The 15,804-nt window shown below is 66.1% G+C and carries 17 protein-coding genes and 1 pseudogene; 3 read left to right on the top strand and 15 right to left on the bottom strand.

Annotated features, from left to right (window positions below; translation table 11 throughout):
- Positions 1 to 4 precede the first annotated feature (4 nt).
- On the top strand, positions 5 to 1,072 hold the full coding sequence (locus IEW15_RS12050; RefSeq protein WP_188578159.1) for an NAD-dependent epimerase/dehydratase family protein: 1,068 nt from the start codon (positions 5 to 7) through the stop codon (positions 1,070 to 1,072).
- Here the strand turns inward: IEW15_RS12050 and IEW15_RS12045 are convergent.
- The 12 genes from IEW15_RS12045 to folK form a co-directional block, all read right to left on the bottom strand.
- Complete coding sequence (locus IEW15_RS12045; RefSeq protein ID WP_188578157.1) at positions 1,051 to 1,578, bottom strand: hypothetical protein; 528 nt, start codon at positions 1,576 to 1,578, stop codon at positions 1,051 to 1,053. The genes IEW15_RS12050 and IEW15_RS12045 overlap by 22 nt on opposite strands.
- 9 nt (positions 1,579 to 1,587) lie before the next feature.
- Positions 1,588 to 2,202, bottom strand: a complete 615-nt coding sequence (locus tag IEW15_RS12040; protein WP_188578155.1) for a hypothetical protein — start codon at positions 2,200 to 2,202, stop codon at positions 1,588 to 1,590.
- On the bottom strand, positions 2,192 to 2,815 hold the full coding sequence (locus tag IEW15_RS12035; protein WP_229708037.1) for a MotA/TolQ/ExbB proton channel family protein: 624 nt from the start codon (positions 2,813 to 2,815) through the stop codon (positions 2,192 to 2,194). Before IEW15_RS12035 ends, IEW15_RS12040 begins: the two co-directional genes overlap by 11 nt.
- 321 nt (positions 2,816 to 3,136) lie before the next feature.
- Positions 3,137 to 4,252, bottom strand: a complete 1,116-nt coding sequence (era, locus tag IEW15_RS12030; RefSeq protein WP_372402789.1) for a GTPase Era — start codon at positions 4,250 to 4,252, stop codon at positions 3,137 to 3,139.
- On the bottom strand, positions 4,249 to 4,986 hold the full coding sequence (rnc, locus tag IEW15_RS12025) for a ribonuclease III (RefSeq protein ID WP_372045118.1): 738 nt from the start codon (positions 4,984 to 4,986) through the stop codon (positions 4,249 to 4,251). Before rnc ends, era begins: the two co-directional genes overlap by 4 nt.
- Positions 4,987 to 5,013: 27 nt before the next feature.
- On the bottom strand, positions 5,014 to 5,796 hold the full coding sequence (lepB, locus tag IEW15_RS12020) for a signal peptidase I (RefSeq protein ID WP_188578153.1): 783 nt from the start codon (positions 5,794 to 5,796) through the stop codon (positions 5,014 to 5,016).
- Positions 5,793 to 6,218 (bottom strand): holo-ACP synthase, encoded by a 426-nt coding sequence (gene acpS / locus IEW15_RS12015; protein ID WP_188578238.1) that lies wholly within the window; start codon positions 6,216 to 6,218, stop codon positions 5,793 to 5,795. Before acpS ends, lepB begins: the two co-directional genes overlap by 4 nt.
- 10 nt (positions 6,219 to 6,228) lie before the next feature.
- The gene (locus IEW15_RS12010) at positions 6,229 to 7,038 is read right to left on the bottom strand and encodes a pyridoxine 5'-phosphate synthase (protein ID WP_188578151.1); all 810 of its coding nucleotides are present in this window, start codon (positions 7,036 to 7,038) and stop codon (positions 6,229 to 6,231) included.
- 94 nt (positions 7,039 to 7,132) lie between these two features.
- Positions 7,133 to 7,735: an orotate phosphoribosyltransferase gene (pyrE, locus tag IEW15_RS12005; RefSeq protein WP_188578150.1), complete on the bottom strand. Its 603-nt coding sequence runs from the start codon at positions 7,733 to 7,735 to the stop codon at positions 7,133 to 7,135.
- Positions 7,736 to 7,819: 84 nt separating this feature from the next.
- Positions 7,820 to 9,979, bottom strand: a complete 2,160-nt coding sequence (locus IEW15_RS12000) for a RelA/SpoT family protein (RefSeq protein WP_188578148.1) — start codon at positions 9,977 to 9,979, stop codon at positions 7,820 to 7,822.
- Between the two features lie 169 nt (positions 9,980 to 10,148).
- A complete protein-coding gene (rpoZ, locus tag IEW15_RS11995; RefSeq protein ID WP_188578146.1) occupies positions 10,149 to 10,553 on the bottom strand; it encodes a DNA-directed RNA polymerase subunit omega in 405 nt (134 codons plus the stop codon).
- Positions 10,554 to 10,751: 198 nt separating this feature from the next.
- Positions 10,752 to 11,381 (bottom strand): 2-amino-4-hydroxy-6-hydroxymethyldihydropteridine diphosphokinase, encoded by a 630-nt coding sequence (gene folK, locus IEW15_RS11990; protein ID WP_188578236.1) that lies wholly within the window; start codon positions 11,379 to 11,381, stop codon positions 10,752 to 10,754.
- Between the two features lie 140 nt (positions 11,382 to 11,521).
- Between folK and IEW15_RS25915 the strand changes: the two are divergent.
- Positions 11,522 to 12,187 (top strand): annotated as a pseudogene (locus IEW15_RS25915) (LabA-like NYN domain-containing protein); the annotation flags it as partial.
- 413 nt (positions 12,188 to 12,600) lie between these two features.
- The gene (locus IEW15_RS11980) at positions 12,601 to 13,353 is read left to right on the top strand and encodes a uracil-DNA glycosylase (RefSeq protein ID WP_188578234.1); all 753 of its coding nucleotides are present in this window, start codon (positions 12,601 to 12,603) and stop codon (positions 13,351 to 13,353) included.
- Positions 13,354 to 13,385: 32 nt separating this feature from the next.
- Here the strand turns inward: IEW15_RS11980 and IEW15_RS11975 are convergent, their stop codons facing one another.
- From IEW15_RS11975 to dapA, 3 genes are all read right to left on the bottom strand, one after another.
- A complete protein-coding gene (locus IEW15_RS11975; RefSeq protein ID WP_188578142.1) occupies positions 13,386 to 14,075 on the bottom strand; it encodes a sulfite oxidase-like oxidoreductase in 690 nt (229 codons plus the stop codon).
- Between the two features lie 4 nt (positions 14,076 to 14,079).
- A complete protein-coding gene (gene smpB / locus IEW15_RS11970; protein WP_188578140.1) occupies positions 14,080 to 14,556 on the bottom strand; it encodes an SsrA-binding protein SmpB in 477 nt (158 codons plus the stop codon).
- A gap of 68 nt (positions 14,557 to 14,624) precedes the next feature.
- Positions 14,625 to 15,524: a 4-hydroxy-tetrahydrodipicolinate synthase gene (gene dapA, locus IEW15_RS11965; RefSeq protein WP_188578138.1), complete on the bottom strand. Its 900-nt coding sequence runs from the start codon at positions 15,522 to 15,524 to the stop codon at positions 14,625 to 14,627.
- Between the last annotated feature and the right edge of the window lie 280 nt (positions 15,525 to 15,804).

Genomic DNA, 15,804 nt, shown 5'->3' with positions numbered 1-15,804 from the left:
ACAGATGGTACGACAGCAAACCGCCCTGGTGCTGGGCGCCACCGGCGGCATCGGCGGCGAGGTGACCCGCAAACTGGTCGGAGCTGGATGGCGGATACGCGCACTGCATCGCCGTACCACCGGCCGGGCTGCGGCCGATGGCGACGGGGCTGGCGCCATCACATGGATCAAGGGCGATGCCATGGCAAGCGGAGATGTGCAAGCGGCGGCCAAGGGCGTCGACCTCATCGTCCATGCGGTCAACCCGCCGGGATATCGCGACTGGGGGCGGCTGGTGCTGCCGATGATCGACAACACGATCGCAGCCGCCCATGACAGCGGTGCCCGCATCCTGTTGCCCGGCACGGTCTATAATTACGGTCCCGATGCCTATGATCACGGTCCCGATATGCGTCCGGCTCTGACCGAGAACTCGCCACAGCAGCCACAGACGGCCAAAGGCGCGATCCGCGTCGCCCTGGAACGCCGTCTCGAACGTGCCGCCGATGCCGGTGTCCGCAGCCTGATCGTGCGGGCCGGAGACTTCTTCGGGCCCGCGCCCGGCAACAACTGGTTCTCGCAGGGCATGGTCTCGCCCGGCCGCCCGGTGCGCCGGATCATCTATCCGGGCCGCCGGGGCATCGGTCATCAATGGGCCTATCTGCCCGATGTCGCTGATGCCATGGTGCGGCTCGTGGCTCTGGATGACCGCCTCGCCCCCTTCACCACCGTGCATACCGCCGGCCATTGGGACGCCGACGGCACCGCCATGATCGGGGCGATCCGGCGTGCCGTCGCACAATCCGGCGACGCCGCCGCCACAGGCAGCACCCGGCGCCTGCCGGCCCATCGCCTGCCGATCTATCGCCTCCCCTGGCGGCTGCTGGCGGTCGCGGCCCCGTTTGTGCCGCTGATCCGCGAATTGCGCGAGATGCGGTATCTGTGGCAACAGCCCGTCCGGATGGACAACAGCCGGCTGATCAACCTGATCGGGCCGGAGCCTCACACCCCGCTCGACATCGCGGTCACCGCCACATTGCGCGGTCTGGGCTGTCTGCCGGCAGCGCAGGATCAGACATCCCAGCCGGGATGACGATAGATCGTCGGGCCGTCATCATCGCCCGTCCCCGGCCCGTCCTTGGGCGGTGGCGCCGGTTGCGGGGCAGCATAGAAGCGTGGCTCGCGCCGGTCCCAGGTCGGCTCATAGGGGCTGCGCATCTTCAGGCCGTTCTGGTTCTTGTCGGCATCGCGCATGGCGCTCTGCAATTGCTGGGCCTGTTTCAGATCCCAGGGCAACACGTAATAGCGCGGGGTCGATCCGCCCTCGGGTTGAATCCAGACATAGATGCCCTCATCCTCGCGGATCACCGCACCCAGCACTGTCGCCTCACCGGCACCGCTTTCCAGCCATTCCATGGTGATCGGCTTGGGTTGCGACAACAGGATGGTGAAGCCCAGATAGCTTGCCGGCAACAGCAGCGCCGTCAGGACCACGGCCGTCATCCGCACCGCCGTGCGGCGCGGCGCCCAGATCGCCAGCGTGGCAAGCAGGGCTGCAAGACCGGCAACGGCCGCAAAGACATAGACCAGATCGTTCATCCGACCTCCTCAACCGCGACTGCTGCGCAGGCGCTGGTACAGACTGTGGACGCTGTCGGGCACCAGCCGCGCCTTGTCGTCCAGGCGGAAGCGCAGCGCGGTCAATTCCTCGCCCTCGCGGGTCAGCGCCACCTCGGTCGCCAGGATCTGCCGGGCCGAGGCCGACTGGTCGCTCTTCACGCTGGCAACCACCTTCACCATCACTGGCAACTGCCGCGCCTGATTGCGGAACAGGTGGACGTTGACGATATATTCGCCAGGTGGAATCCCCCGGCTGTACGACACCTCGTGATTGCTGTCGGTGGCATCGCCATACCGGCCCAGATCATCGCGCAACAGGTTGAAGATCACCCCGCCCTTGTTGGAGTAGCCGACCGGAACATCGCCGGGCGCCTTCACCCACAGATCGACATCGGTATCCAGATCGGCGGCCCACAACGCCTCGACGATAACATTGCCCGGCGCATTGATTTCGGCCGCGTCCAGCTTCCGGGGCGGGTTCAGATGCGGCAGCATCAGAATGACGACGGCGATGAACCCCAGCAGCGCCAGGGTGATCACATCGCGGAACACCGTGCCGGCGCCGTCGTCGCTATCGGGTTTCAGCGGATCGTCAAACAGCATGACCCTCACCCCGCGCGACAAGATCCGCGACCAGGGTGACGGTGCCGCCCGCAAGGATCTGATAGTTCAGCCGAAGCCAGATGTGCAGAACGCTGCCGACCAGCGTGGTCCACAAGGCCACGGCCATGCCGTCCAAAAGCTGAGCGACCATGGGCGCGATCGCGGTGACATCCGCGACCCGGTCCTGATCGACCCCCGACAGGGCGATGATGAACCCGACCACCGTGCCGATCAGGCCCAGAAGCACCAGGCTGTCGGCGATGTAGCGGACATTGGATGTGCGGGCGTAGAGCTTGGCCTTCAGGCCCTCGGCGACCACCGGGCGCCGGCTTTCGGGCACACCGTTCAAGGTCGCGAGATACTGCCCGACCCGGCCGTCGGCCGGCGGTCGCGGGCGTTTCAGGTCGTTGAGGCCGGCGCTGATCTGCACGATGCGCCAGGCGCAGAGCGACAGACCGACCAGAAACACCGCAAAGATCAGCACCGTGATCCGGCTGCTGTCGGAGGCGATCACCCGGTCGATCCAGCCATGAACCCAGGCCAGAACCATGCAGGCTGCGGCCATCAGGTTGACCAGCAGGAAGCGATAAATCAGAAGGTAACGATGATGCATGCAAACCACCCCCCATGTGCCCGGCCTGCCGGCGGTCGCTCACTGGAGCGGGCCCGTCAGGTGACACGGCACCTTGGCTGACGCACACCCGCCCGGTGGTGGCCCGCAAAGAGGCACGATCCGGCGGCGACGTGGAGAGCGGCGGTCACATGGTCGGCCCGGATGACGGGCGGACCCCGCGCGGCCGGAACGAACGTCCCGGCCGCGCGCAACCCCTTGAGCGACAACCACCTCTCTTTCAGGAGGTGGTCGAGGCACCGGGGTTCATCAAGGCGTTATTGAATGCTGCAGCATCGAGCCCGGTTACAGGATGGCTGTCGCTCAGCGTGGGAAGTCGAGGTTCATCTCGCGATACCGTTCCGGATCGTCGGCCCAGGCCTCGCGCACCTTCACGAACAGGAACAGGTGAATGCGGCGCTCCAGCACCTGTTCAAGCTCGGCGCGGGCGGAACTGCCCACATGCTTGATGGTGCGGCCGCCGGCGCCCAGTACGATCTTGCGATGGCTTTCGCGCTGTACATAGACCACCTGATCGATCCGGGCGCTGCCATCCGGCTTCTCGGTCCAGGCCTCGGTCTCCACCGTCAACGCATAGGGCAGTTCCTCGTGCAGGCTGAGGAACAGCTTCTCGCGAACGATTTCCGACGCCAGGAACCGGACCTGCACATCGCTGGTCTGGTCTTCCGGATACATCCAGCGGCCAGGGCGGGCGATGGCGGCCAGCGCATTCGCCAGATCCGTGACGCCCGACCCGTTCTCGGCCGAAATCATGAAGATCCGGTCGAAGACGCCCAGGGCATCGACTTCGGCCGCCATCGGCAGCAACGCGCTGCGCGCAACCAGATCGACCTTGTTCAGCACCGCCCAGGCGCGCCGGCCCTCGGCCTTCAACCCGTCGACGATCAGCCGCACCTCGTCGTTGATGCCGCGCTTGGCGTCGATCATCATCACCACGCCATCGGCGTCGCCAGCGCCGCTCCACGCCGCCTGGACCATCGCCTTGTCCAGCCGCCGCTTGGGCTTGAAGATGCCGGGGGTGTCGATGAACACCAGCTGTGCGTTTCCGTGCATGGCGATGCCGATGATCCGGCTGCGCGTGGTCTGCACCTTCGGGCTGACGATCGATACCTTCGATCCGACCAGCCGGTTCACCAGGGTCGACTTGCCGGCATTGGGCGCTCCGATCACCGCGAAGAAACCGGTGGTCTGCCGATCCAGCGGCACGCTTGGCGCCGCCTCGGCATCGGGCATCATCGACAGGCCGTCATCGTCCGGCCCATCATCTTCCAGATCGGCATCTTCCAGATCGGCATCGCGATCCGGCCCGCCGTCGTCATCCGGCAGGCTGTCGCCTTCCGGCAGATCGGCGTCATCGGCCAGGGTCTCGTCGCGGATCTCGTCGTCCGGATTGGCGGGGTCGGGCTTACGGGTGGTCATTGGTCGTCTCCGCCGCGCGCCTCGGCGCGCGTCAATAGGCTGAGGGCGGCGGCCTGCTCGGCGATCCGTTTGGACGCGCCTGTCGCCTCTTCCGCGCCGAGGCGCGCCACCTCGGCGCGCACCCGGAAACTCGGGGCGTGATCGGGGCCTTCGCGCCCGATCACAGTATAGCTCGGTGCTTCAAGGCCACGGGCCTGGGCCCACTCCTGAAGCGCCGTCTTCGGATCCTTGGGCGGCCGCAGATCCTCTTCCATCAACGGCGCCCAGTACCGCTCCACGAAAGCGCGGGCGGTCTCGAAGCCGCCATCCAGGTACAGGGCGGCGATCACCGCTTCACAGGCGTCGGCCAGATTGGCCGGGTTGCGCCGGCCGCCGCTGTCATCCTCGCCGCGCGACAGGCGCAGAAACTGGCCCAGGCCCAGCATCTCGGCAATGCGCGCCAGCGATTCCCGCCGCACAAGCGCTGCGAACCGGCGGGCCAGCGCGCCTTCGCTCTCACCCGGGAAGCGCTGATACAACTGGTCGGCGACCGCCAGCCCCAGCACCCGATCGCCCAGGAATTCCAACCGCTCATAATTCAGCCGCAGCCGGCCGCCGCGATCGCGGCCACCGCCGTCGACGCTCGGATGGGTCAACGCCGCTTCCAGCAGCATCGGATCCTTGAAATCATGGCCGATCACGTGCGCACAATCCGCGAGCGTGGCGGCAAGCTTCCGGTCATCCATCATGATCATACGCGCGCAGGATGCTGTGCAGCCATCCTACGACACTCCGTCCAGCAGGCGCGACCAGCGGATCGACGCCGGCCATTTCCAGATCTGCCACCAGGATGCGCTGTCGTCGATCGAGAAGAACAGCACTTCGGCACGCCCGATCAGGTTCTGCTCGGGCACGAAACCCACCGCTGACAGCACGCGGCTGTCCTGCGAATTGTCGCGATTGTCGCCCATCGCGAAGTAATGGCCGGCCGGAACCGTATAGACCGGGGTATTGTCCAGCGCACCATAGGGCGTCTGATCCAGCGTGTCATAGGTCGGGCCGCCGGGCAGCGTTTCCCGATAACGCGGAATCCGGATCTCGGCGCCGCCAGGGCCGCGCTCGACGAAATCCTCGATCCGCTTGCGCTCGACCGGCGTGCCGTTCAGCTGAAGCACGCCATCGATCACCTGCAACCGGTCGCCGGGCAGGCCGACGATGCGCTTGATGTAATCGATCGACGGATCGGTCGGCAGGCGGAACACGGCAACATCGCCGCGCTCGACCGGGCTCGCCAGAATCCGTCCCTCGAACAATGGCAGGCTGCCCGGGAAGGAATAGCGGCTATAGCCATAGCTGTATTTCGACACGAACAGATAATCACCCACCAGCAGGGTCGGCTTCATCGACCCTGACGGGATATTGAACGGCTCAAAGGCGAAGGACCGGATCACCAGGGCGAAGAAAACGGCGATGACGACCGTCTTCACCATTTCGCCGAAGCCGCCGGAGCGCTCCGCGGTCTTTGGCGGATGATCGCCATCTGTCCGGCTCGTGTCGCGGGTCACAGTCCACTCCCGTCTTGCGCCGAGATATCCGGCACGGCGCTGATGATCACGAGCGCCTGAGCATATGGATATTCATCGGTCAGCGTCAAATCGATCTTCGGCAGATGGCCCCGGGGGACCAGTTCGGCAAGGCGCCGCACGGCACCACCGGTCAGCACCAGGGTCGGACGGCCACCCGGCACGTTCACCACGCCCAGTTCGCGCCAGGCGACCCCACGGGCCAGCCCGGTGCCCAGCGCCTTGGCGCCGGCTTCCTTGGCAGCATAACGCTTGGCATAGCTTTCGGCACGCCGCATCCGCCGGTCCGACCGTTCCCGCTCGATCTCGGTAAAGCAGCGGCGCACGAAACGGTCGCCGAATCGCGCCAGAGTCTTCTCGATCCGGCGGATATCGACCACGTCCATGCCTGTCCCGATGATCAGCGCCATGGCCTCACCCGCCGGTCTGGGCGGCATGGCGCCGCGCCTGCCGGCGCGCGGCGTCGATCAGCCGCCGGGTGTGGCGCACGGCATCCTCGATGCCGATGAACAACGCCTCGGCGATCAGGAACCGGCCGCAGGTGATGCCCTGCAGATGCGGCAGGGCGGCCACTGGCGCCAGGGTCGCAAAATCCAGGCCATGCCCGGCCTGGATGCCCAGCCCCAGGCCGCGCGCCTGGATGGCCGCCTGGCGCAACTGCTGGAACAGGGGCCCGCGATGCTGCGGGTCCGCCTCACCATAGCGGGTGGTGTCGATTTCCACCGACCGCACACCCGCGGCACGGACCGCCTCGATCTGGTCCGACTCCGGAGCGACCAACATGACGACGGCGATGCCGGCGGCACCAAGGCCGTCCACCATCCGCGCCAGCCCGTCATGGCCGGCCGCGACATCGCCGTCAGCCGGCGGCAGCAGGGTCACCGCTGCCGGTTCCAGCGCCAGCAACCAGTCCAGCCGGGCCGGATCGGGACGCAATTCCAGGGTCAGCGGCGCACGGACCCGATCGCGGATACGGCGCAGATCGTCGGCGCTGATCAGCCCGCCCTGATCATCGACCCTCAGCACCACGCTGTCGGCCCCGGCCCGCATGGTGGCCTCGGCCAGCCGGGCCATGTCGGGACGCAGGCCATCGCCCGCCTGCCTGAGCACAGCCGCATGGTTGAGGCGCAGCCCCAGACGGATCGGGGCATCGCCCCATCGCCCGCCATGGCTCTGCAGTGGCGCGGCGGCGGGGCGGCTCGCAAGCGGTCGGTTCTCAGTCAAATACCGGGCCTTTCAGTCATCGGGCCGTCTCTTGTTCTCGCGGCCGGCTGCGTGCGGCGATGCCTGCGGATGCATCGCGGCGCCGCGGCCGGGATCAGGCAAGGCCGCGGCTGCCGGGCTTCACAGCGGGCAGTGCCGCCAGCTCGGGCGGAAGCTCCGCCGGATCATAACTTGGCACGTCGAGCCCGGTCAGTGCCACCAGCGGCACCCCCAGATCGACCGTACCGTTCGAGCGGTCGACCAGCGCCGATGCCGCCACCACCGTGCCGCCGGCGGCCTCGATCGCCTGGATGCATTCCCGGCTGGACTTGCCGGTGGTCACCACATCCTCGGCCATCAGCACCCGCCAGCCCGGCTCGATCGCGAAACCACGTCGCAAGGTGAAGGCCCCGTCGACCCGTTCGGTGAACATCGCCGGCACGCCAAGCTGGCGCGCCACTTCATAGCCCACCACCACGCCGCCCATGGCAGGCGAGACCACGCAATCGATGCCGCCGCCTGCGATACCGCCATCGGCGAGCCTCGCATTGATCCGCGCCGCCAGCGCCCGGCACAGCCGTTCGCCCTGGACCGGATGCATCATCACCCGCGCGCACTGAAGATAACGCGGGCTGCGCAGGCCGGATGACAGGATGAAATGCCCATCCAGCAGGGCACCGCAGGCGCGGAACACGTCCAGGACGTCATCGGTGTCCATCGGTGACGGGGTCTCCATAAATACAAGGTCCGCAAGGCGGGCGAGCCGGTCGGGCCGGCACACGGGATCATTGGCAGGGCGGTGTCAGCCCCGTGCCCGGTCGACCGAGTTGATCACGGGGTCGGCGCGCAGCGCGGCAATGATATGCGTCAGATGTTTCACGTCATGCACCTCGACATCGACGATCATCTCGAAAAATTCCGAGGTGCGGTTGGTGATCTTCAGATTGATGATGTTGCCATAATGCTTGGCGATCATGGTCGTCAAGGCCGCAAGTCCGCCGGGCTCGTTCGAGACCATCACATTCAACCGCGCGGTATGGCCCTGGCCCTTGTCGGACCCGGTGTCCCAGGCCAGATCCAGCCAGCGTTCCGGCTCGTCGACGAATTGTTCCAGCGTCTCGCAGTCGATGGTGTGGATGGTCACGCCCTTGCCGGTGGCGACGATGCCGACGATCCGGTCGCCCGGAATCGGATGGCAGCAGCCGGCATAATGCACCGCCATGCCGGGGATCAGGCCCCGGATCGGGATCGCATAGCCATTGGCACCCGATTTGGCGCTGCGCATCCGCTTCAGCGGCACCACCTTGGCACCGTCGATGCTGTCTTCCTTCTGGGGCCGCGCCTCGGGGAACACGGTGTCGATCACCTGGCGCGCGGTGATGTCGCCCTTGCCGACCGCGGCATACAGATCATCGAGCGTGCGGTGGGTGAACACACGCAGCGCCCGGTCCAGGCCCTTTTCGGTCAGGGGGCGCTGTTCCTGCCGGAAGCTCTTCTGCAGGATCGCCCGGCCCAGGCTGACATATTGTTCACGCTCACGCAGACGGATGAAGCGCCGGATGCGCGACCGCGCCTTGCCGGTGACGACGAAGCGCTCCCAGGCCGGCGACGGCGTCTGCGCCTTCGAGGTGATGATCTCGATCTGGTCGCCATTCTGCAACTGGGTGCGCAGCGGCATCATCCGGCCGTTGATCTTGGCGCCCACGCAGGTATCGCCGATCTCGGAATGGACGGCATAGGCGAAGTCGATCGGCGTGGCCCCGCGCGGCAGGGCGATCAGATCGCCCTTGGGCGAGAAGCAGAATACCTGATCCTGGAACATCTCAAGCTTGGTGTGCTCAAGAAATTCCTCAGGGTTCGATGCCTGATCGAGAATTTCCAGCAGACCGCGGATCCAGCGATACTGCCGGCCCTCATGACCGCCACTTTCCTGCTTGTACAGCCAGTGCGCGGCAACGCCGTATTCCGCCACCTCATGCATTTCACGGGTGCGGATCTGCACCTCGATCCGCTGTCGTTCCGGGCCGATCACCGTGGTGTGCAGCGACCGGTAGCCATTTGGTTTGGGATTGCTGATGAAATCCTTGAACCGCCCCGGCACCATCCGGTACGAGCCGTGCACCGATCCCAGCACCGCATAACAGTCGCGGATGCTGTCGACCGCAACCCGGAAGGCCATGATGTCCGACAACTGCTCGAAGCTGACATTCTTGCGCTGCATCTTGCGCCAGATCGAATACGGCCGCTTCTCGCGGCCATAGATTTCGGCGGTGGTTCCGGTCGCCGTCACCACCCGCTTCAACTCGTCCACGATCCGCGCCACCAGATCCGAGCCGTTCTCGCGCAGATAGGCGAGCCGCTTCAGGATCGAGTCGCGGGCGTCGGGATACAGCTCCTTGAACGCCAGATCGTCCAGTTCGTCCTTGATCGACTGCATACCGATGCGCTCGGCCAGCGGCGCATAGATCTCCAGCGTCTCAAGGGCGATCCGCCGCCGCTTCTCGGGCTTGGCGATGTAATGCAGGGTGCGCATGTTGTGCAGCCGGTCGGCCAGCTTGACCAGCAGCACCCGGATGTCGTCCGACATCGCCAGCAGCAGTTTGCGGAAGTTCTCAGCCTGCTTGGCCTGCTCCGACTGGAGTTCGATCTTCGACAGCTTGGTGACGCCATCCACAAGCCGCGCCACCTCGCTGCCGAAGATCTGGTCGATCTCCTCCAGCGTGGCCGGGGTGTCCTCGATGGTGTCGTGCAACAGGGCGGTGACGATCGAGCGGCTGTCGAGCCGCAATTCGGTCAGAATACCGGCGACTTCCAGCGGATGCAGGAAATAGGGGTCGCCGGACGCGCGCTTCTGCGAGCCGTGCATCTTCATCGCATAGACGTAGGCGCGGTTCAACGCCGCCTCGTCCAGATCCGGGTCATAGGCCTTGACCCGCTCCACAAGCTCGTATTGACGGATCACCGAACAGCATCACCCACAACAAGCGTCGGTTCCGCTGCGCCGCCGGAACCGGCCATCCAGGACCGGCCCGGCGATGTCACATGCGGACCCGCCATGGCCGGCCATGATTATCACCCGCAAGCACCGGCCGGCCGGCCCGGCCGCGCATGGGCCTGGATGCCGGCGGCGATCAGACGTCGTCGGGATCGGCGTCTTCAAAGCGCGGGCCGGCGAAGGCCGCGTCGTCGTCGTCATCGGCCAGAGACAGGGAATTGCCGGCCGCCAGTTCGCTTTCGGCCAATTGGCGGCTCGCGATCGAGGCAACCTCGCCGATGGCGTCCAGCATGTCCTCGTCGGGCTCGTCCACTTCCGGAACCCGCTGATGGGTCTGGACCAGCTGACGCGAGATGGTATCGAGGTCGAGGGTCTCGTCGGCGATTTCGCGCAGGGCGACGACGGGATTCTTGTCGTTGTCGCGGTCGATGGTCAGTGCCGCCCCGGACGAGATCTCGCGGGCGCGCTGGGCGGCCATCAGCACCAGATCGAACCGGTTGGGGACGAGACGGACGCAGTCTTCAACGGTGACGCGGGCCATGGTCGCTTGCTCCGATGACTTTTAGAGTCGCTCAAAAAAAGGTAGGACGACGACGGCGCGGCTGCAAGGCCGTACTCCCGCGTCGGGCGCGGAACACTATGACAACGCTCTCGCGAAGTCAAAGCGCTGTCGGGCATTTTCAGCCGAAAGACAGGTCGTCCGGTCCTCATCCACCGTCGGCCATGTCGCAGACGGGGGTCAGCCCTGCGCCCGGTGCGATGCGGATGCAGCCGTTGCACCCGCATCCGCCATACCCACCTCGCCCATCGGCCTGATCATCTGTCCGGGCGGCAGGGCCGCGATCAGCGACGCCACGCTCTCTCCGGTGACCGGATGGCGCCAGTCCGGCGCCACATCCGCCAGCGGCAACAGCACGAAACCGCGTGCGGCCAGCCGTGGATGCGGCAATTCCGGATCCGGCACCCGCCCGTCATCGACGACCGCAGCACCGACCACGATCGGCGTGGGTGCCACCGCCGGGGCGCGCACGACACCGTCCTGGTCCAACAGATCAAGATCCAGTGGCCTCGCCTCCCACCGCCGGCGGCGCACCCGGCCGAATTCGGCTTCGATGCGATGCAGCAGTTCCAGCACTTGAACCGGATCCAGCGCCGTCGTTACATGCACCACCCCGTTCACATACCACGGACCGCCCAGATCCGGCACGGGTGCCGTCTCATACCACCGCGACACGCCAACAATCTCGAAGCCCAGCGCAGCCATCCGCGCCACCGCTGCTTTGCAGGCATCGGCGGGTGTTCTACCATACGCATCCGCGAGATTTGCCCCCACGGCGATAAATGTCTGACGTCTACCGATTTGGGCCATGATTTGATGCGTTCCGTCTTGTAATCTACCCCGATGCCGGATTAAGTACGCGCAGCCGCCGCGAGACGTGGTGATTGATCCGGCGGTCATGTGTCGCGTCACGACCGACCCTCATGCGAATTCCACCGAAAGATATACTCATGGCACGATCTATCGACAGCATTTTCCACGAAGGCGAGCGCGTTGCGCTGTTCATTGACGGGGCCAACCTTTACGGTGCCGCCCGCAGTTTGAGCTTCGATATAGATTACCGGCGGTTGCTGGACTACTTCAGGACGCGCGCCTATGTCGTGCGCGCGTTTTATTACACCGCCCTGCTCGACGAGCAGGATTATTCGCCGATCCGGCCATTGGTCGATTGGCTTGACTATAACGGCTACACGATGGTGACCAAGCCGGCGAAGGAATTTACCGACGCCACCGGTCGCCGCCGGGTGCGCGGTGACATGGATGTCGAGCTGACGGTCGATGCCATGGAAATGGCCGATCATGTCGATCATCTGGTGATCTTCTCGGGCGACGGCGATTTCCGCCGGCTCGTGGAAGCGGTGCAGCGCCGCGGCGTGCGCGTGACGGTGATCGGCACCATCCGTACCCAGCCGCCGATGGTGGCCGATGAGCTGCGTCGCCAGGCCGATGTGTTCCTGGATCTGAAGGATCTGGAACCGGTGATCGCGCGTTCGCGCGCCGAGGCCGAGGCCGGCCGCCAGCGTGGCGAGCGTCGCCGCAAGCTGATGGAGGACGTGCCCGCGCCGACCACCGACGCCGAACCCGAGGACGACGACATCATTGAGGATGATGACGAGTTCGAGGACGACGACGACTACGAGGACGACGACGATTACGACGACGACGACGAGGATTACGAGGACGAGGACGAGCCGGCCGCCGCACCAGTCAAGCCCGCACCGGTGCCTGCGCCGGCTCCGGCCCCTGCGCCAGTGCCGGCACCCGTGAAGCCGCGCACACCCCGTCGCCGTAGCTGATCGGGCGGCCGGATGTGGCAGGCCCCGGGGCATATCTCCGGGATCCGCTATGGTCCGGCCGTGCCGCCAGATCACGCCATCCGTCGCGCGGCCCTTGCGGCCCGCAACGGATGGCGTTTTCCGTTCAGCCGCCTGAAATGCCGAGCCCATGGCCAGGATGCCGAGCCGCGGCCAGAACGCCGAGCTCACGGTATGTCAGGTCCATGGCTGCCAAGCCGATGGTTCATCCGCCGATGCCCGCACAGCCCCCCGCCCTTCAGCCATCCGGTGTTCAGCCGACCCAGCCCGACCCCGATTGTCCGCGCTGCCCGCGCCTCGCGGCCTGGCGGGCCGAGCGCCGGATCACCGAGCCCGACTGGCACAACGGCCCGGTTCCGGCCTTCGGGTCGCTGTCGGCGCGTCTGCTGGTGGTGGGGCTGGCACCAGGTCTGCGGGGTGCCAACCGCACCGGACGGCCCTTCACCGGCGACTATGCCGGCGATCTGCTCTATCCCACGCTGATCGACCACGGCTTCATCGACGGCCGGTTCGACCGCCGGGCCGATGACGGGCTGGTGGCGCTGGATTGCCGGATCACCAATGCCGTGCGCTGCGTGCCGCCCGAAAACAAACCGACACCCGCCGAGGCCAACAACTGCCGTCCGTTCCTGGTCGATGAAATGGCGGCGATGCCGCGATTGCAGGTGATCCTGGCGCTGGGCCGCATCGCGCATGACGCCGTCCTCCGCACCCTTGGTCTGCGGCTGGCGGCCCATCCCTTCGCCCACGGCGCCATGCATAGCGTGATGCCCGCGACGATGCCGGCATCATCCCGTGACCGGGTGGTGCCGCACAGCGAAAGGGCCGCTCCGTCGCCGGCGCGGCCCCTGCTGGTGGCGGACAGCTTTCACTGCTCGCGCTATAACGTGAACACCGGCCGGCTGACCGCGCGGATGTTCGATCAGGTGGTCGGCACGATCCGCGCCCGCCTGGCCGCGCCCGCCTGACCGCGCCCGCCTGACCACGCCTGGCTGAATGGTCAGGAATAGCGTTCTTCCGTAAACGGATCGGCCTCGTTGTGATAGCCGCGCATCTCCCAGAAGCCGGGCGCATCCGCGGCCGAGAATTCGATGCGGCGGATCCACTTGGCGCTTTTCCAGAAATAGCGCTTGGGGATGACCAGCCGCACCGGACCGCCATGCTCGCGGGTCAGCGGCTCGCCCTGCCAGGAATGCGCCAGCAGAACATCATCGTCGGCGAAGCCCGCCAGATCGATATTGGTGGTATAACCGTCATAGGAATGCAGCAACACGTGCAGCACCTCGGGCTTCGGCCGCACCAGATCGAGCAGGGCGAAGGCTGAAACACCGTCCCAGGCATTGTCGTAACGCGACCAGGTCGTGACGCAGTGGATGTCCGACGTCAACCGCACCTGCGGCAAGGCCTGGAAATCAGCCCAGCGCAGGGTCAGCGGGTTCTCGACCGCGCCGGCAATCGTCAGCTCCCAGTCACTGGTGGCAACCGCCGGCTGAATGCCAAGGTCGAGCACCGGGAAGTTGGTCACCAGCCGCTGACCGGGGGGCAGGCGCTCGGCCTCGGCGCGTGCGGTCTGTCCGGTCAGCCCGCGCCCCTGCTCCGCCCATTTGCGCTTGGTGTCGATCAGCTTGCGCTTGACCTCGCCCACGATCCCGTCGGGCCGCGTGGTGGCGCCATCATCCTTGTCCGACATCCGATCACCCCTTGTCGCGCATCAGGCGACCCTTCTGGCGTTCCCAGTCGCGGTCGCGCTCGGTCGCGCGCTTGTCGTGCAGCTTCTTGCCCTTGGCCAGACCCAGCTTCAGCTTGGCCATGCCCTTGTCGTTGAAATAGAGCACCAGAGGGATGATCGTAACCCCCTCGCGCTTGATCAGGCCGAACAGCCGGTTGATTTCCTTGCGATGAAGCAGAAGCTTGCGCTTGCGGCGCGGCTCATGGTTGAAGCGGTTACCACCGCCATATTCCTTGATGTTGGCGTTGATCAGCCAGGCCTCGTCCTTTTCGACCGAGGCGTAGCTCTCGGCGATGTTGCAGTGGCCTTCGCGCAGACTTTTGACCTCGGTTCCGTGCAGAACCAGGCCGGCCTCCACCGTATCCTCGATGAAGTAATCGAAGCGTGCCTTGCGATTGACGGCAACGTCGCCATGACTGATCAAGCCGCTCTTGCGGGCCATTCCATTCCTCGGTTCGCGTGCGGTGTCGGGGAAGATGCCCGGCGCCGCTCAGGATATATATATATGCTTCAGCCGATCAGAGCCGGTTCCAGCCCGACGAGGGCAATGGCCGCATCCAGCACCAGTTCGGTGCCGGGCGTCACGGGCACCAGCGGCAGACGCAGTTCGGCACCGCACAGCCCCAGCTTTTCGGCCACGTACTTCACCGGCGACGGGCTGGTTTCCACGAACAGCGCCCGATGCAGCGGCATCAGCCGTTCATGGATCGCCAATGCGCCCGCGGCATCACCGGCCCGCCAGGCCGCCTGCATCTCGGCGCACAGCCGCGGCGCGATGTTGGCGGTCACCGAAATGCAGCCATGGCCGCCATTGGCCAGGAAGGCGACGGCGGTGGCATCCTCGCCCGAAAGCTGAATGAATTCGGTGCCAATGGTCTGGCGCACCGCCAGCGGCCGCACCAGATCGGCGGTCGCATCCTTGACCCCGGCGATATTGGGCAGTTCCGCCAGCCGCGCCATGGTATCCACGGTCATGTCGATCACCGACCGGCCGGGGATGTTGTAGATGAACACCGGCAGGCCGACAGCCTCGGCCACCGCCTTGAAATGGGCATAGAGACCAGCCTGGGTCGGCTTGTTGTAATAGGGCGTCACCACCAGCACGGCATCGGCGCCGGCGGCTTCGGCATGTCGGGCCAGACGCACCGCCTCATGGGTCGAATTCGACCCGGCACCCGCGATCACCGGCACCCGGCCGGCATTCGCCTCGATGCAGATCTCGGTCACCCGCATGTGCTCGTCATGGGTCAGTGTCGGCGACTCGCCCGTGGTGCCGCAGGGAACCAGCCCGTCGCTGCCTTCGCGGATCAGCCAGTCGACGAACGCCGCATAGGCTTTCTCGTCGACCTTGCCGTCCTTGAACGGGGTCAGCGTGGCGACGATCGAACCGTGGAAGCGTTCGGCGGTCATGGAGGTCGGTCCTCGAAAAGTCGGCGGCCTGAAGCCGGGATGGGCCATAGCGCCGGCTGGCAGCACGGCGCATATCGGTGCCTGCGCACCGCACCACCGCCGGCCCGGCAATTCTGAAGCCTGCCGGTGGATCAGCGGACAGGTCCGCGCACCATAGCCGCACCCGCAGCCCTCGACAAGTCGAGTGCGGCGCCGATCCAGGGGAATCGCATTTGAAGAATAGCCCTGGCGACCGGTGGCGAAGTGGAGTCTGTATGAGTGTTCCTGAGAGGGGGACATG

The organism is Tistrella bauzanensis, from assembly GCF_014636235.1.
GTDB lineage: Bacteria > Pseudomonadota > Alphaproteobacteria > Tistrellales > Tistrellaceae > Tistrella > Tistrella bauzanensis.
The sequence above is the reverse complement of the archived record's forward strand: the minus strand, read 5'-3'. Positions and strand labels throughout refer to the sequence as shown.

Bases quoted from the DNA above. Each gene is read 5' to 3' on its own strand.
- IEW15_RS12050 (WP_188578159.1), top strand. From the start codon at position 5: ATGGTACGACAGCAAACCGCCCTGGTGCTGGGCGCCACCGGCGGCATC.
- IEW15_RS12045 (WP_188578157.1), bottom strand. From the start codon at position 1,578: ATGAACGATCTGGTCTATGTCTTTGCGGCCGTTGCCGGTCTTGCAGCC.
- IEW15_RS12040 (WP_188578155.1), bottom strand. From the start codon at position 2,202: ATGCTGTTTGACGATCCGCTGAAACCCGATAGCGACGACGGCGCCGGC.
- IEW15_RS12035 (WP_229708037.1), bottom strand. From the start codon at position 2,815: ATGCATCATCGTTACCTTCTGATTTATCGCTTCCTGCTGGTCAACCTG.
- era (WP_372402789.1), bottom strand. From the start codon at position 4,252: ATGACCACCCGTAAGCCCGACCCCGCCAATCCGGACGACGAGATCCGC.
- rnc (WP_372045118.1), bottom strand. From the start codon at position 4,986: ATGATCATGATGGATGACCGGAAGCTTGCCGCCACGCTCGCGGATTGT.
- pyrE (WP_188578150.1), bottom strand. From the start codon at position 7,735: ATGGACACCGATGACGTCCTGGACGTGTTCCGCGCCTGCGGTGCCCTG.
- rpoZ (WP_188578146.1), bottom strand. From the start codon at position 10,553: ATGGCCCGCGTCACCGTTGAAGACTGCGTCCGTCTCGTCCCCAACCGG.
- folK (WP_188578236.1), bottom strand. From the start codon at position 11,381: ATGGCCCAAATCGGTAGACGTCAGACATTTATCGCCGTGGGGGCAAAT.
- IEW15_RS11980 (WP_188578234.1), top strand. From the start codon at position 12,601: ATGCCCGCACAGCCCCCCGCCCTTCAGCCATCCGGTGTTCAGCCGACC.
- IEW15_RS11975 (WP_188578142.1), bottom strand. From the start codon at position 14,075: ATGTCGGACAAGGATGATGGCGCCACCACGCGGCCCGACGGGATCGTG.
- smpB (WP_188578140.1), bottom strand. From the start codon at position 14,556: ATGGCCCGCAAGAGCGGCTTGATCAGTCATGGCGACGTTGCCGTCAAT.
- dapA (WP_188578138.1), bottom strand. From the start codon at position 15,524: ATGACCGCCGAACGCTTCCACGGTTCGATCGTCGCCACGCTGACCCCG.